The organism is Pseudomonas sp. LB1P83, from assembly GCF_054897885.1.
The window spans coordinates 596,420-611,627 of record NZ_CM142709.1; the positions used below are offsets into that span (position 1 = coordinate 596,420).

General features: G+C 57.9%; 12 protein-coding genes and 1 tRNA gene. 11 read left to right on the forward strand and 2 right to left on the reverse strand.

Features of this window, described 5'->3' with window-relative positions:
* The first annotated feature begins 27 nt into the window (after nucleotides 1-27).
* From nusA to ACYZTY_RS02620, 7 genes are all read left to right on the forward strand, one after another.
* Entirely contained in the window at nucleotides 28-1,509 is a 1,482-nt protein-coding gene (nusA, locus tag ACYZTY_RS02590; protein ID WP_008024459.1) for a transcription termination factor NusA, read from the forward strand.
* A 27-nt stretch (nucleotides 1,510-1,536) separates the two neighbouring features.
* Nucleotides 1,537-4,065: a translation initiation factor IF-2 gene (gene infB / locus ACYZTY_RS02595; RefSeq protein ID WP_461957184.1), complete on the forward strand. Its 2,529-nt coding sequence runs from the start codon at nucleotides 1,537-1,539 to the stop codon at nucleotides 4,063-4,065.
* Nucleotides 4,066-4,224: 159 nt separating this feature from the next.
* Nucleotides 4,225-4,626, forward strand: coding sequence for a 30S ribosome-binding factor RbfA (gene rbfA, locus ACYZTY_RS02600; RefSeq protein ID WP_007942872.1), 402 nt, complete (start codon nucleotides 4,225-4,227; stop codon nucleotides 4,624-4,626).
* A gap of 3 nt (nucleotides 4,627-4,629) precedes the next feature.
* Nucleotides 4,630-5,547 (forward strand): tRNA pseudouridine(55) synthase TruB, encoded by a 918-nt coding sequence (gene truB, locus ACYZTY_RS02605; protein ID WP_461957185.1) that lies wholly within the window; start codon nucleotides 4,630-4,632, stop codon nucleotides 5,545-5,547.
* Between the two features lie 142 nt (nucleotides 5,548-5,689).
* Nucleotides 5,690-5,959, forward strand: coding sequence for a 30S ribosomal protein S15 (gene rpsO, locus ACYZTY_RS02610; RefSeq protein ID WP_003176135.1), 270 nt, complete (start codon nucleotides 5,690-5,692; stop codon nucleotides 5,957-5,959).
* A gap of 195 nt (nucleotides 5,960-6,154) precedes the next feature.
* The gene (pnp, locus tag ACYZTY_RS02615; RefSeq protein ID WP_461957186.1) at nucleotides 6,155-8,260 is read left to right on the forward strand and encodes a polyribonucleotide nucleotidyltransferase; all 2,106 of its coding nucleotides are present in this window, start codon (nucleotides 6,155-6,157) and stop codon (nucleotides 8,258-8,260) included.
* A gap of 135 nt (nucleotides 8,261-8,395) precedes the next feature.
* Nucleotides 8,396-8,471: transfer RNA gene (locus tag ACYZTY_RS02620), tRNA-Thr, on the forward strand.
* Nucleotides 8,472-8,479: 8 nt separating this feature from the next.
* Here ACYZTY_RS02620 and ACYZTY_RS02625 read toward each other — a convergent pair.
* On the reverse strand, nucleotides 8,480-9,388 hold the full coding sequence (locus ACYZTY_RS02625; RefSeq protein ID WP_461957187.1) for a hypothetical protein: 909 nt from the start codon (nucleotides 9,386-9,388) through the stop codon (nucleotides 8,480-8,482).
* Nucleotides 9,389-9,703: 315 nt separating this feature from the next.
* On the opposite strand from ACYZTY_RS02625, the gene ACYZTY_RS02630 reads away from it, so the two are divergent.
* Nucleotides 9,704-10,009, forward strand: a complete 306-nt coding sequence (locus ACYZTY_RS02630; protein ID WP_461957188.1) for a DUF6388 family protein — start codon at nucleotides 9,704-9,706, stop codon at nucleotides 10,007-10,009.
* Nucleotides 10,010-10,049: 40 nt separating this feature from the next.
* Here the strand turns inward: ACYZTY_RS02630 and nadC are convergent, their stop codons facing one another.
* Nucleotides 10,050-10,898, reverse strand: a complete 849-nt coding sequence (nadC, locus tag ACYZTY_RS02635; protein WP_461957189.1) for a carboxylating nicotinate-nucleotide diphosphorylase — start codon at nucleotides 10,896-10,898, stop codon at nucleotides 10,050-10,052.
* A gap of 285 nt (nucleotides 10,899-11,183) precedes the next feature.
* Here nadC and ACYZTY_RS02640 point away from each other — a divergent pair, with 285 nt between their 5' ends.
* The 3 genes from ACYZTY_RS02640 (at nucleotide 11,184) to ampE (ending at nucleotide 14,864) form a co-directional block, all read left to right on the forward strand.
* Entirely contained in the window at nucleotides 11,184-13,391 is a 2,208-nt protein-coding gene (locus ACYZTY_RS02640; protein WP_461957190.1) for a DUF1631 domain-containing protein, read from the forward strand.
* A 64-nt stretch (nucleotides 13,392-13,455) separates the two neighbouring features.
* On the forward strand, nucleotides 13,456-14,031 hold the full coding sequence (ampD, locus tag ACYZTY_RS02645) for a 1,6-anhydro-N-acetylmuramyl-L-alanine amidase AmpD (RefSeq protein WP_461957191.1): 576 nt from the start codon (nucleotides 13,456-13,458) through the stop codon (nucleotides 14,029-14,031).
* Nucleotides 14,028-14,864, forward strand: coding sequence for a regulatory signaling modulator protein AmpE (gene ampE, locus ACYZTY_RS02650; protein ID WP_461957192.1), 837 nt, complete (start codon nucleotides 14,028-14,030; stop codon nucleotides 14,862-14,864). Before ampD ends, ampE begins: the two co-directional genes overlap by 4 nt.
* The last annotated feature ends 344 nt before the right edge of the window (nucleotides 14,865-15,208 follow it).

Sequence of the window (15,208 nt, forward strand, 5' to 3'; positions counted from 1 at the left end):
AATGGCTTGCGAAAGGCGAGGCGTACGATGAGCAAAGAAGTACTGCTGGTTGTTGAGTCGGTATCCAATGAAAAGGGCGTACCGGCAAACGTAATTTTTGAAGCGCTGGAGCTGGCTCTGGCCACTGCTACCAAAAAGCGTTTCGAGGACGAAGTCGATCTGCGTGTGGAAATCAATCGCCACACCGGTGCTTACGAGACATTCCGTCGCTGGACGGTCGTCGAAGAAGCAGACCTGGATGATCCGGCCATTGAAACCTGGCCGAGCAAGGTTGCCGAAACGCACCCTGGCGCCCAGGTTGGTGATGTAGTCGAAGAAAAAATTGAATCCATCGAGTTCGGCCGCATCGCTGCACAGACTGCCAAGCAAGTCATTGTGCAGAAAGTTCGCGAAGCCGAGCGCGCTCAAGTCGTTGACGCCTATCGCGAGCGCCTGGGGGAAATCATCTCCGGCACCGTGAAGAAAGTCACCCGCGACAACGTGATCGTCGACCTGGGCAACAACGCTGAAGCGTTGCTGGCTCGTGAAGACATCATCTCTCGCGAAACCTTCCGGGTTGGCGTGCGCCTGCGTGCGCTGCTCAAGGAAATCCGCACCGAGAACCGCGGTCCGCAGCTGATCCTGTCGCGTACCGCGCCGGAAATGCTGATCGAGTTGTTCCGCATCGAAGTGCCGGAAATCGCTGAAGGCCTGATCGAAGTAATGGCTGCGTCCCGTGACCCGGGTTCGCGCGCCAAGATCGCGGTCCGTTCGAAAGACAAACGCATCGACCCGCAAGGCGCTTGCATCGGTATGCGCGGTTCGCGCGTCCAGGCAGTGTCGGGTGAGTTGGGCGGTGAGCGTGTGGATATCGTCCTGTGGGACGACAACCCGGCTCAGTTCGTAATCAACGCCATGTCCCCGGCTGAGGTTGCGGCAATTATCGTTGACGAAGATGCCCATGCAATGGACATCGCCGTTGGCGCAGACAATCTGGCTCAGGCCATCGGTCGCGGTGGTCAGAACGTGCGTCTGGCTAGCCAGTTGACTGGCTGGACCCTGAACGTGATGACCGAATCGGACATCCAGGCTAAGCAGCAAGCAGAAACCGGCGACATCCTGCGCAACTTCATCGACGAGCTGGAAGTCGACGAAGACCTGGCGCAGGTGCTGGTAGATGAAGGCTTCACCAGCCTGGAAGAGATTGCCTACGTACCGTTGGAAGAAATGCTCAACATCGACGGCTTTGACGAAGAAACCGTCAACGAGCTTCGTGCTCGCGCCAAGGATCGTTTGTTGACCAAAGCCATCGCTACTGAGGAAAAGCTGGCAGACGCCCATCCGGCCGAAGACCTGCTCTCGCTTGAGGGTATGGACAAGGATTTGGCGATGGAACTGGCGGTGCGCGGCGTAATTACCCGCGAAGACCTGGCCGAGCAGTCTATTGACGATCTGCTCGACATCGACGGCATTGACGATGATCGTGCCGGCAAGTTGATCATGGCCGCCCGAGCCCACTGGTTCGAGTAATTAGGCGCGGCCTGAGGAGAGAAGTGCATGACGCAAGTCACGGTGAAACAACTGGCCGATGAGGTCAAAACACCGGTAGAGCGCCTGTTGCAGCAGATGCGTGAGGCAGGTCTGCCGCACACCGCCGCCGATGAAGGTGTGAGCGATAGTGAGAAGCAGTCTTTGCTGACTCACTTGAAGAGCAGCCACAAGGCGAAAGTGGAAGAACCGCGCAAGATTACATTGCAGCGCAAAACCACCAGCACCCTGCGTGTTGCTGGCAGCAAAAGCATCAGCGTTGAAGTACGCAAGAAGAAAGTCTTCGTACAGCGCAGCCCGGAAGAAATCGAAGCCGAGCGCAAACGCGAACTGGAAGAACGTCGCGCAGTAGAAAATGCTGCTCGTCAGAAGGCTGAAGAAGAAGCCAAGCGTCGCGCCGAAGAAGAAGCGCGTCGCCAGCCTGCTGCTGCGCAAACCGCTACTAACGACGCCGTTGCAGCGCCTGCTGCAGTTGCCGAACCAGTACGCGAAAGCGCGCCGGTTGTAGCCGCTGCTCCAGCACCGTCTGCTGACGTTCGCAACAAGCAGAACGAACAGCGCCGTCCGGACAAACCACGTGCCGACGATAACAATCGTCGTGGCAGTGGCGATGGTGAGCGCAAAAACGCTCCACATCGTGCTTCGGTCAAGGAAAAAGCGCCTGCTCCACGTGTTGCGCCACGTACTACCGACGAAGAAAGCGATGGCTTCCGTCGTGGTGGTCGCGGCAAGGCCAAGCTGAAGAAACGCAACGCTCACGGTTTCCAGAACCCAACCGGTCCTGTCGTGCGTGATGTGCAGATCGGCGAGACCATCACTGTTGGCGATCTCGCCCAGCAGATGTCGGTCAAGGCAGCTGAAATCATCAAGTTCATGTTCAAACTGGGTACTCCAGCGACCATCAACCAGGTACTGGATCAGGAAACTGCCCAACTGGTTGCTGAAGAGCTGGGCCACAAAGTGACCCTGGTCAGCGACACCGCCCTGGAAGATTCCCTGGCCGAGTCCCTGAAGTTTGAAGGTGAATCGTTCTCCCGTGCACCGGTTGTGACCGTAATGGGTCACGTTGACCACGGTAAGACCTCGCTGCTCGACTACATCCGTCGTGCCAAGGTAGCTGCTGGCGAAGCCGGCGGTATCACCCAGCACATCGGTGCGTACCACGTTGAAACTGATCGCGGCATGGTGACTTTCCTCGATACCCCGGGTCACGCTGCGTTTACCGCAATGCGTGCCCGTGGTGCCAAGGCGACTGACATCGTGATCCTGGTCGTTGCAGCGGACGACGGCGTAATGCCGCAGACCATTGAAGCTGTCCAGCACGCCAAGGCTGCCGGTGTTCCACTGGTCGTTGCTGTGAACAAAATCGACAAGCCGGGCGCCGATCTCGATCGCATCCGTAGCGAACTGTCGGTTCACGGCGTGACCTCGGAAGAGTGGGGCGGCGACACCCCGTTCGTATCGGTTTCGGCGAAAGTCGGTACCGGCGTGGACGAGTTGCTCGAAGCTGTTCTGCTGCAAGCTGAAGTTCTGGAACTGAAAGCAACTCCGTCGGCTCCAGGCCGTGGTGTTGTAGTTGAATCGCGTCTCGACAAAGGTCGTGGCCCGGTTGCAACCGTTCTGGTTCAAGACGGTACCCTGCGCCAAGGCGACATGGTGCTGGTCGGTTCGAACTATGGCCGTGTACGTGCCATGCTCGACGAGAACGGCAAGCCAATCAAGGAAGCCGGTCCATCCATCCCTGTCGAGATTCTCGGCCTGGACGGTACCCCGGACGCTGGCGACGAGATGAGCGTGCTGTCAGACGAGAAGAAAGCCCGTGAAGTGGCTCTGTTCCGTCAAGGCAAGTTCCGCGAAGTCAAACTGGCTCGCGCTCACGCTGGCAAGCTGGAAAACATCTTCGAAAACATGGGTCAGGCAGAGAAGAAGACGCTCAACATCGTCCTCAAATCTGACGTCCGTGGTTCCCTTGAAGCGTTGAACGGCGCCTTGAATGGCTTGGGTAACGACGAAGTGCAAGTGCGTGTTGTCGGTGGCGGCGTCGGTGGTATCACCGAGTCCGACGCTAACCTGGCACTGGCTTCCAACGCTGTACTGTTCGGCTTCAACGTGCGTGCCGATGCTGGCGCTCGCAAGATCGTCGAGCAGGAAGGTCTGGATATGCGTTACTACAACGTGATCTACGACATCATCGAAGACGTCAAGAAAGCCCTCACCGGTATGCTGGGCAGCGATGTTCGCGAGAACATCCTGGGTACCGCTGAAGTGCGTGACGTGTTCCGTTCGCCGAAGTTTGGCGCGATCGCCGGTTGCATGGTTATCGAAGGTGTTGTTCACCGTAACCGTCCAATCCGTGTACTGCGTGAAGACATCGTTATCTTCGAAGGCGAGCTGGAATCCCTGCGCCGCTTCAAGGATGACGCTTCCGAAGTACGTGCCGGCATGGAATGCGGTATTGGCGTCAAGAGCTACAACGACGTCAAAGCTGGCGACAAGATCGAAGTCTACGAGAAGGTTCAGGTTGCTCGCAGCCTCTAACTCGCGCACTTCAAGGGCCACGCCAAGCCGCCGCATGCAAGTGCGCGGCACAGCGTCAGGACTCTAAACGCAACGCCCGGTCTGGCTTTTGTCAGGCCGGGCGTTTGCCGCTTTCAGACCCCTCGGGTTTCACCGTGGGGCAGTAACAGGTAACAAGACATGGCAAAAGAATACAGCCGTACCCAACGTATCGGCGATCAGATGCAGCGTGAGCTGGCACAGCTGATCCGTCGTGAAGTCAAAGACCCGCGCGTCGGCCTGGTCACCATTACCGCTGTTGAAGTCAGCCGTGACGTCGGTCACGCCAAGATCTTCATCACCGTGATGGGGCAGGACAACGCCGAAGACATCGCACAAAGCATCAAGGTGCTCAACTCCGCCGCCGGTTTCCTGCGTATGCAGTTGGCTCGCGAAATGAAGTTGCGCAGCGTTCCTCAGCTGCACTTCCACTACGACGAAAGCGTCGTGCGTGGCGCGCACCTGTCGGCCCTGATCGAGCGTGCGGTGGCTGAAGACAATCAGCACCCGGTAGCGGCTGAACCCGAAGACGCCAAGGAGTAATCGGTGGCTCAGGTCAAACGTATCCGTCGTAACGTCAGCGGTATCATTCTGCTCGACAAGCCGTTGGGGTTTACCTCCAACGCCGCGTTGCAGAAGGTTCGCTGGTTGCTGAACGCCGAGAAGGCCGGTCACACCGGCAGTCTCGATCCGCTGGCCACCGGCGTGTTGCCGTTGTGCTTCGGTGAGGCCACCAAGTTTTCGCAATACCTGCTCGATTCCGACAAGGCTTATGAAACCCTGGCGCAACTGGGCAAGACCACCACCACGGCCGATGCCGAGGGTGACGTTTTGCAGGAACGCCCGGTGACCGTTGGTCGCGCCGATGTCGAAGCTGTATTGCCGGGTTTTCGTGGGCAAATCAGTCAGATACCGCCGATGTACTCGGCACTCAAGCGTGATGGCCAACCGCTGTACAAGCTGGCCCGTGCAGGCGAAGTAGTGGAGCGCGAACCGCGTTCTGTTACTATTGCGCGCTTGGAATTGCTCGCCTTTGAGGGTGATACTGCGCGGCTTGCGGTGGATTGCAGCAAAGGCACCTATATTCGCACCCTGGTGGAGGATATCGGTGAGCAACTTGGTTGTGGCGCTTACGTGGCTGAATTGCGACGTACCCAGGCCGGGCCTTTCACGCTGGCGCAGACGGTCACGCTTGAAGAGTTGGAAGCGGTACATGCCGAAGGCGGCAACGAAGCGGTCGACCGCTTCCTGATGCCTTCGGACAGCGGCCTGCTGGATTGGCCGTTGCTGCACTTCTCGGAAGCGAGCGCGTTCTACTGGCTTAACGGCCAGCCGGTACGTGCCCCGGATGCCCCGAAATTTGGCATGGTGCGAGTACAGGATCACAACGGTCGCTTCATCGGCATCGGTGAAGTGAGCGAAGACGGGCGCATCGCGCCGCGTCGACTGATTCGGTCGGAATGACCGAAACCGGTCTGCGTAACAGCAGGCTGGCGAGGGTGGCTGTTAACAGGCACGGTCACTACTCATTTATAGATACAGGGATTTGTCCCTGGCCTGTTGAAGCTGTTTCTTTGAAACAGTTTCCTGATAAAAGGATTGCCTCATGGCTCTCGACGTTCAAGAAAAAGCTCAAATCGTTGCTGACTACCAGCAAGCTGTTGGTGACACTGGTTCGCCAGAAGTGCAAGTTGCACTGCTGACCCACAACATCAACAAGCTGCAAGGTCACTTCAAGGCCAACGGTAAAGATCACCACTCCCGTCGTGGTCTGATCCGCATGGTAAACCAGCGCCGTAAGCTGCTGGACTACCTGAAAGGCAAGGATCTGGGCCGTTACCAGGCTCTGATCGGTCGCCTGGGTCTGCGTCGCTAATAAGCGATTGCGCTAGAGGTTGGTTGTTTGCTGTGTGTCAGCGGGTTTCCCGCAGGCACATGGCAGGCTCCCAGCCTCAAGTTTTATCTGGATAGTCGTTTTACCCTGGACAGCTGTTGGGCCGATTCCCGACATTGCCCAAGAATTTCGCAAGAAGACAAGTTCCCCAAGAGCCACAAAAGAAGGTAGGACACCGTGAACCCGGTAATCAAAAAATTCCAGTTCGGTCAGTCGACCGTTACCCTCGAGACTGGCCGTATCGCCCGTCAGGCCTCCGGCGCAGTATTGGTCACCGTTGACGACGACGTCAGCGTATTGGTGACCGTAGTCGGTGCCAAGCAAGCCGATCCAGGCAAGGGCTTCTTCCCTCTGTCCGTTCACTACCAGGAAAAGACTTACGCTGCCGGTAAGATCCCTGGCGGATTCTTCAAGCGTGAAGGCCGTCCTTCCGAGAAAGAAACCCTGACTTCCCGACTGATCGACCGTCCGATCCGTCCGCTGTTCCCGGAAGGCTTCATGAACGAAGTGCAGGTTGTCTGCACCGTCGTTTCTACCAGCAAGAAGACCGATCCGGACATCGCTGCGATGATCGGTACCTCGGCTGCGCTGGCCATCTCCGGCATTCCTTTCGATGGCCCGATCGGCGCTGCACGCGTTGCGTTCCACGAAAGCACCGGCTACCTGCTGAACCCGACTTACGAACAACAGAAAGCATCGAGCCTGGACATGGTCGTTGCCGGTACTTCGGAAGCCGTTCTGATGGTTGAATCGGAAGCCAAAGAGCTGACCGAAGACCAGATGCTGGGCGCAGTACTGTTTGCTCACGACGAGTTCCAGGTTGTGATCAACGCCGTTAAAGAACTGGCTGCCGAAGCTGCCAAACCGACCTGGACCTGGGCTCCTCAGCCAGAAGCCACCGCTCTGCTGGGCGCTATCCGTGCCGAGTTCGGCGACGCGATCTCCCAGGCTTACACCATCACCATCAAGGCCGACCGTTACGCTCGTCTGGGCGAACTGAAAGACCAGGTGGTTGCCAAGTTGTCCGGTGAAGAAGGCCAGCCTTCCTCCAGCGAAGTCAAAGCCGCTTTCGGCGAAATCGAATACCGCACCGTTCGCGAAAACATCGTAAACGGCAAGCCACGTATCGACGGCCGCGACACCAAGACTGTACGTCCTTTGAACATCGAAGTCGGTGTTCTGCCAAAGACCCACGGTTCGGCGTTGTTCACTCGTGGTGAAACCCAGGCTCTGGTCGTTGCAACACTGGGCACTGCCCGTGATGCACAGCTGCTGGACACCCTGGAAGGCGAGAAAAAAGACCCGTTCATGCTGCACTACAACTTCCCTCCGTTCTCGGTAGGTGAGTGTGGCCGCATGGGTGGCGCTGGTCGTCGCGAAATCGGTCACGGCCGTCTGGCCCGTCGTTCGATTGCAGCCATGTTGCCTGCCGCTGACGTGTTCCCGTACACCATCCGTGTTGTATCGGAAATCACCGAGTCCAACGGTTCGAGCTCCATGGCTTCGGTCTGCGGCGCTTCCCTGGCCCTGATGGACGCCGGCGTGCCGATGAAGGCACCGGTTGCCGGCATCGCCATGGGTCTGGTTAAAGAAGGCGAGAAGTTCGCCATCCTGACCGACATCCTGGGCGACGAAGACCACCTGGGCGACATGGACTTCAAAGTAGCCGGTACCGCCAAAGGTGTGACCGCGCTGCAGATGGACATTAAGATCAAGGGCATCACCGAAGAGATCATGGAAATCGCTCTGGGCCAAGCCCTGGAAGCGCGCCTGAATATCCTCGGTCAGATGAACCAGATCATTGGTCAGTCCCGCACCGAACTGTCGGAAAACGCTCCGACCATGATCGCGATGAAAATCGACACCGACAAAATCCGTGATGTCATCGGTAAAGGCGGCGCGACCATCCGTGCGATCTGTGAAGAGACCAAGGCTTCGATCGATATCGAAGACGACGGCACGATCAAGATCTTCGGCGAAACCAAGGAAGCTGCAGAAGCTGCTCGTCAGCGCGTTCTGGGCATCACCGCAGAAGCTGAAATCGGCAAGATCTACGTCGGTAAGGTTGAGCGCATCGTCGACTTCGGCGCATTCGTCAACATCCTGCCTGGCAAGGACGGTCTGGTTCACATCTCCATGTTGAGCGACGCTCGCGTAGAGAAAGTGACCGACATCCTGAAAGAAGGCCAGGAAGTGGAAGTATTGGTACTGGACGTGGACAACCGCGGCCGTATCAAGCTGTCCATCAAAGACGTAGCAGCGGCCAAGGCTTCGGGCGTTTAATCACCCCACGCCTGACCGTTTCAACGTTGTAAAAAATGCCCCGCAGTGAAAGCTGCGGGGCATTTTTTTGGCTGCAATAAACCGAGACGGACTTGCGGTTGCGCCTCGCGAAAGCTGTGCTAGGTTTAGCTCACCGCCCGTGTAGCTCAGTTGGTAGAGCAGCGCACTCGTAACGCGAAGGTCGCAGGTTCGATTCCTGTCTCGGGCACCATTCCCCTGTTATTTCACCTTTCTGCTCAAATCGTCCACGGTGCGTTTGAGCTGATCGAGTTGATTGTCCTGATCGCTGACTTCCCGTTTAAGGCTGGACAGGTCGCTGGAACTGGAGCTGGAACTCGATCCTGCACTGCGCTTGAGGTCTTCCACCTGGCTGGCAAGCCGTTTCAGGTCGTTTTCCTGTTCGTTGACAGTGCGCTTGAGTTCATTCACTTCGCTCGAGCTGGAGCTTGAACCGGAGTTCGAGCCGCTGCTGCGTTTCAGATCGTCCATCTGACTGGCGAGCTTCTTGAGACCGTTTTCCTGTTCGCTGATCGTGCGCTTGAGGTCGCTGACTTCGCTGGAACTGGAGCTGGAATTCGAGCTGCTATTACGTTTGAGTTCGTCCACTGCCTTGGCGAGGTTTATCAAACCGGTGTTCTGATCGCTAACCGTGCGTTTGAGGTCGTTCACTTCGCTGGTGTTGGAACTGGAACTCGAGCCGCTGTTGCGTTTGAGCTCGTCCATGGCCTTGGCGAGGTTTTTCAGGCCAGTGTCCTGTTCGCTGACGGTGCGCTTGAGTTTGTCCACTTCGCTGGCATTCGAGCTTGAACTGGAGCCTGTGTTCTTTTTGAACTCTTCGATCAGTCGCGCCTGCTCGCTGACGGTTTTTTTCAGCGTTTCGATATCAGCCGTATTGGCCTTGACAAGGCGTTGCAGTTGTTCCACGTCATCAGCACTGACGTTGGATCTGGCCATCACGTATGTGCCGTAATAATTGTGGTAGGCGAGGAGTTTATCGGAAGAGTTAGCGCCGTCGGATTTGTACTCAAGACCGGCTTGAGCGGTATTGGACAATGCTAGGCCACCAAGAAGAAGGGCAGCCATGCCGGTTGCCAACAGAGTAGACGGAAGCTTGGAAAAATTGCGCATCACCGGGTTCCTTGTGAAGTGCCTAGATGGCACATCGCTATGACTTTACCTTTTGAGCGATGTTCCTGGGTAGCGAAGGAAAATTTGCAGAAAGCCCGACCGACGGTTTTTTTGTAGATTTGATGTAAAAGTCCATATAAATCGTCGACCAAACGTCCTATATTCGGACGTTGAACACGCACCACTTTGCAGTTTTCAGATGATCCCCGAATGGTTCTGAAGGCCAGACAAACCGGGCTTCAAACGGTTTTTTGCGTCAGAGAGATCCTTGATGATCCAGATCCATCTTCCATTCCCCAGATCAGCGAGAACGACATGACCGTTAAAGAATTGACTCAAGAAGCCAGACACGAAGAAGCACTGAAAAAGTACTTGCTGGATACGCCCCAGCTAGCCGACGAGATCAAGGACTTGCCAGCCGACGATCAAAAAGACCAGATCCAGTGGGCGTTCGAAGATGAGGCGGAAGCCCAGGGCTTGCAGCCGTGGGAGCTGACGCTCAAGTACACCTCGAGCCCTGAAGAGTTCGAGGCTGCGCGCCTGGCGCTGCACAAGGAGGCGGCCGAAGTATTGGGCGTCGAGTGGGAAGAGTACTGCGAGATGAACAATCTGGTGGTCTGACAAAAACGCCAGCCTCAATAAGGCTGGCGTTTTTTCATTCTCAGAGGCTTAAACGCATCGACAGGTCGACAGCCTTCACATCCTTGGTCATCGCCCCAATCGAAATGTAATCCACCCCGGTTTCGGCAATCGGCAGCAGCGTGTTTTCGTTGATACCGCCGCTGGCCTCCAGTTTGGCTTTGCCTGCGTTCAGGCGTACGGCTTCACGCATGTCATCCAGGCTCAGCTCATCAAGCATGATGATGTCCGCACCCGCTGCCAGGGCCTCTTTCAATTCCGCCAGGTTCTCCACTTCAATCTCGACCGGCTTGCCCGGGGCGATCTTGTGCGCAGCGTTAATGGCTTCAGGAATGCCCCCGCAGGCGGCGATGTGGTTTTCCTTGATCAGGAAGGCGTCGTACAGGCCGATGCGGTGATTGTGACAACCGCCGCAGGTCACGGCGTACTTCTGCGCCAGACGCAGCCCCGGAAGGGTTTTCCGGGTGTCGAGCAACTTCACCTGCGTCTCGGCGACAAAATCCGCGAGGTATTGCGCGCGCGTGGCCACGCCCGAGAGCAATTGCAGGAAGTTCAGCGCAGAGCGTTCGCCGGTCAGCAGCGAGCGTGCCGGGCCTTCGAGGTGGAACAGCGCCTGATTGGGTTTCACCCTTTCGCCGTCGCGCACCTGCCAGTGCACCGCAACCCGTGGATCGAGTTGCCGGAAAACGGCATCGACCCATGCGGTGCCGGCAATGATCGCAGCGTCGCGGGTGATGATGGTGGCTTTGGCCAGGCGTTCGGCCGGGATCAGCTGCGCGGTGATGTCGCCGCTGCCGATGTCTTCGAGCAACGCACGGCGCACGTTGGCTTCGATTTCGGCGGTCAAATCGGCGAGACGTAGATTCGGCATAACGGGCTCCACAAACTATGTGGCCCGATTATAGGGCCATGGCGCGAGGCAACCCAAGGCATCAGAGCCGTTCCAGTCGCATGCAAACCTGCATTTGGTCGATTCCCTTGAATCATCGGCACTAAGTCAACGTCTTCCCTGCGCGTCTATTTCAATACGAAGCGCAGAGTCTGCTGGCACACGGGGGCTCTTTTGCAAGATAATCCGCCTTGCTTTTGACGTCATGGGTTTGACGTGTTTTTGGGTTCACGATTATTCGCAGAATCACCGTTTCAGGAGGCTAGGATGCACAACGACGGGAATGTAGTGCCTTTGCACAAGGCGGCTACGGATCAGGCGATTCAATCGCCGCTCGCCCGCCTGCCTGTGATTCTGCTTCAGGTTCGCGACAAGGCCACCCAACAGCTCCGGCATGGCCTGCAGGAGCTGTTTGATAACGCCGACGACACGCTGTTCGAAATGGCTGATCGGGCCCGCAACGACGTCGAGCAGAACCGATTCTTCGAAGCCATGCGCGACTTGCGACTCAAGCGAAAAAGCATCGAGCGCGGTTTTCTCGAACAATTCTTTGAAGCATTCGTCAGCCTCTCGCAGTACGACAACACCCAGGCGGCCCTGCCTCAGGCATCGGCGTTCGATGCCGATGCATTGTCCAATGACGACGTGGAGCGTCGAGTTGCAGTGGAGGCCATGGTCAGCAAAGTGCTGAACCGCGACGGTTTCGCCATTGACCAACTGACAGCCCGACTCAGTGCTCTGCTGGGCAAGCCATTAGACGATCAGCACAACCCGTTGGGGCCGGAGAGGCTCTGTGAGTATTTCTTGCAGGCCTGGCGCAACCTGGGGGTGGAGATCAAGGTCAAGCTGATCATTCTCAAGCTGTTCGACCGCTACGTGCTCAGCAGCGCTGATCAGCTGTACGCCGAGGCCAATCAATTGCTCATTGCGACCGGCGTGTTGCCTGACCTCAAGCCCGCGCCCACGCGGCGAGCCACCGATCATGCGACCGCCAGCGCCCATGCCGAACCCGTCGAGGGCGGCGTCCATTCCGGTGATACGCCAATCGACGACGGCGTGCAGGAAGTCTTCGCAGCGTTGCAGGAACTGCTGTTGCACGTGCGCGGCAGTGTCGCACCCACCCTCGAAGCCAGTGCCCAGACCCAACCCATTTCCACTCGCGACTTGTTGCGCCTGCTCTCGCACTTGCAGCAATACGTGCCGGCGCTGGCGACACAGGACGACTTCGATCTGCGTAACCAGCTCGAACAACTGCTGACCCGGGTCAGCGTCAAAAGTGGCAAGTCGCGCGTGGTCGGCGTGGCTGACGAAGACGTGATCAACCTGATCGCGATGCTCTTCGAATGCATCCTTGATGACCGCAACCTTCCGGACTCCCTCAAGGCGCTGATTGGCCGTTTGCAGATCCCGATGCTCAAAGTGGCGGTGCTCGACAAGAGCTTCTTCAGCCGCGCTAGCCACCCGGCCCGGCGTCTGCTCAACGAAATCGCCGCTGCCGCCATGGGCTGGGGCGAGTGCGATGACCACGAGCGTGACAGCCTGTACCTGCGCATCGAGCAAGTGGTGCAGCGTCTGTTGAACGACTTTGTTGACGATCCGGCGATCTTTTCCGAGTTGCTCGCGGATTTTCTCGCTTTCACCAGTGACGAGCGCCGTCGCAGCGAACTGCTGGAGCAACGCACCCGTGACGCCGAAGAAGGCCGCGCCAGGACCGAACTGGCTCGCCAGCGTGTCGAGCAGGCGCTGAATCAGGCGCTGTTGGGCAAAGTGCTGCCCCAAGGTGTGGCGGTCTTCGTCCAGGAAGCCTGGAGCAAAGTGCTGTTGTTGACCTGCCTCAAGCACGGTGATGCATCCGCGGAATGGCATGCCGACGTGCAAGCCATGGAGCAATTGATCTGGAGTGTGCAGCGCCATGACGAGCCGGATGCCGGCCTGCGTCTGTTGGCGCTGGTGCCCGGGTTGCTGAAGTCCTTGCGCGACGGGCTGAGCAGCTCGGCCTTCGATCCGTTCGCCACCAGTGAGTTTTTTAGTGAGCTGGAAACCTTGCACGTGCAACTGTTCGAGCGCCCGGACCATGCGGTTGATCAGTCTGTCGAGCCGCCGGAGTTGGTCGAAGTGCTGCAGCAAATCGTGCTGCGAACCACTGACGAGGGACCGGCCGATACGGTGTCAGTACGGTTGCCGGCGGACGATGCCGGTTTGTTTCAGGTCGATCAATTGCGCCCCGGCTGTTGGGTCGAGTTTCAGGAAGACGACGAAAACACCCTTCGGTGCAAGCTGGCAGCGATCATCGAAGCGACCGGGAAATACATCTTCGTCAACCGCACCGGGATGAAAGTGCTGGAGCGCAACCGCACCGGCCTGGCCCTGGAATTTCGCCGTGGCGCGGTGCGGGCGCTGGACGACACCTTACTGTTCGACCGGGCCCTGGAATCAGTCCTTGGTAATCTGCGGCGTCTCAATCGCGGCAAGTGATCGCGCCCTGAGGGCCTATCGCGGCATACTGGGCGCCAACACAGTCGTCGTTGAAGGAACCTGTATGCAGTTGGACCCCGCGAGCGGTTGGTGTCAGGGCGTGCATTTATGCCCCTCGCCCAACTTCAATGCGCGCCCCACGGGCGAAATTTCCCTGCTGGTGATCCACAACATCAGCCTGCCGCCAGCGCAGTTCGCCACCGGCAAGGTGCAGGAATTTTTCCAGAACCGTCTGGATGTCACGGAGCATCCCTACTTTGAGGGGATTGCTGACCTGCGGGTGTCTGCGCACTTTCTGATTGAGCGTGACGGCACCGTCACTCAGTTTGTCTCTTGTCTTGAGCGCGCCTGGCACGCCGGTGTCTCGAGTTTCGAGGGGCGTGAAACCTGTAACGATTTTTCCGTGGGCATCGAACTCGAAGGCACGGATGATCTGCCGTTCGAGGACGCCCAGTATCAAGCGTTGACGACGCTGACCCGACAGCTGCAAAGCACGTTTACGGCGATCACCGCACAGCGCATCTGTGGGCATAGCGACATCGCACCGGGGCGCAAGACGGATCCCGGACCCGCGTTCGACTGGGCACGCTATCGCGCCGCCCTGGCAAAAGCCGCTCTGGAACAAGAGGAACAACAATGAGTTTTCTGGTGTTGCTGTTGGCTGTCTGGATCGAGAAATTCTCGGCCCTGCGCCATCGGGTCCAACGTGATGGTGGTTGGGTACTTGAACTGAACAAGCTTGAAGTCAGTCCGCGCCTGATCAATCGGCCATGGCTGATTTTGGTGGTGCTGGTGTTGCTGCCAGTAGCGCTGCTGGGTTTGCTGTTGGTGGTGCTTGAGCCGGTGGCTTACGGATTGCTGGCGTTGCCCGTGCACCTGCTGGTGGTGATTTACAGCCTGGGTCGCGGCGATTTGCTGGCCGGCCTCGGTCCGTTTCGCGATGCCTGGCGCCGGGAAGACCTGCAAGCGGCTGCCCATGTGGCGAAGCGCGACCTGGACATCTGCGCCGATAACGGCGAGCAACTGCTTGAGCGGGTCGAAGGCCATTTGCTGTGGGAGGCTTACCAGAGCTTTTTCGCGGTGATTTTCTGGTACTTCGTGCTGGGGCCGGTCGCCGCCCTGAGCTACCGGCTGTTGGCGTTGGCCGAAGAGCACGGGCAGAACCCGGCCGTGGTTGAACGCGCTGCACAGTTGCGTCACGCGTTTGATTGGGTGCCGGTGCGTCTGTTGGCGGCCAGTTTTGCGCTGGTCGGAAACTTTGTGGCGGTCAGCCGGGTGATGTTGCATGAACTGCTGAACTGGAACATCAGCGCCGCCCAACTGATCGAGAAAGTCGGGCTGGTGGCCGGTGAAATTCCTGCGCCGGTCGTCGGACCGGATGGCATCAACAGCCTGGACCGGATCTGGGAGTTACTGCTGCGTGCGGCGGTGCTCTGGTATGCAGGTTTTGCGCTGTGGACGGTCCTCCCGTAACCCAATAGCTGTCTGAAGTGAATGACATTGTGGCGAGGGAGCTTGCTCCCGCTGGGCGCGCAGCGCCCTCAAACGGCCACGCGATATGTCAGGAAACCCCGCTCGCCGGCATTGCGTCTGCTTCGCAGACGAGCGGGAGCAAGCTCCCTCGCCACAAGATGTTCATCTGATTCAAGACCGGCGATCTGCCGTTAACCTTAAGTTACAAAACCCCCTGCCGATTTAAGCTATACAGAGTCAGCGCTAAATAGTGGCTATCTGCCGTCGATCCGCGCCTGCCAATAAAAATAAGAATCAAAAGGGAGACTTCCAGTGAAGAGCTTGCTCTATCCCGCCGTCGCGCT

Coding starts and splice junctions, on each gene's coding strand:
- infB (WP_461957184.1), top strand. CDS start 1,537: ATGACGCAAGTCACGGTGAAACAACTGGCCGATGAGGTCAAAACACCG.
- ACYZTY_RS02630 (WP_461957188.1), top strand. CDS start 9,704: ATGACCGTTAAAGAATTGACTCAAGAAGCCAGACACGAAGAAGCACTG.
- ACYZTY_RS02625 (WP_461957187.1), bottom strand. CDS start 9,388: ATGCGCAATTTTTCCAAGCTTCCGTCTACTCTGTTGGCAACCGGCATG.
- rbfA (WP_007942872.1), top strand. CDS start 4,225: ATGGCAAAAGAATACAGCCGTACCCAACGTATCGGCGATCAGATGCAG.
- nadC (WP_461957189.1), bottom strand. CDS start 10,898: ATGCCGAATCTACGTCTCGCCGATTTGACCGCCGAAATCGAAGCCAAC.
- ACYZTY_RS02640 (WP_461957190.1), top strand. CDS start 11,184: ATGCACAACGACGGGAATGTAGTGCCTTTGCACAAGGCGGCTACGGAT.
- ampD (WP_461957191.1), top strand. CDS start 13,456: ATGCAGTTGGACCCCGCGAGCGGTTGGTGTCAGGGCGTGCATTTATGC.
- rpsO (WP_003176135.1), top strand. CDS start 5,690: ATGGCTCTCGACGTTCAAGAAAAAGCTCAAATCGTTGCTGACTACCAG.
- ampE (WP_461957192.1), top strand. CDS start 14,028: ATGAGTTTTCTGGTGTTGCTGTTGGCTGTCTGGATCGAGAAATTCTCG.
- nusA (WP_008024459.1), top strand. CDS start 28: ATGAGCAAAGAAGTACTGCTGGTTGTTGAGTCGGTATCCAATGAAAAG.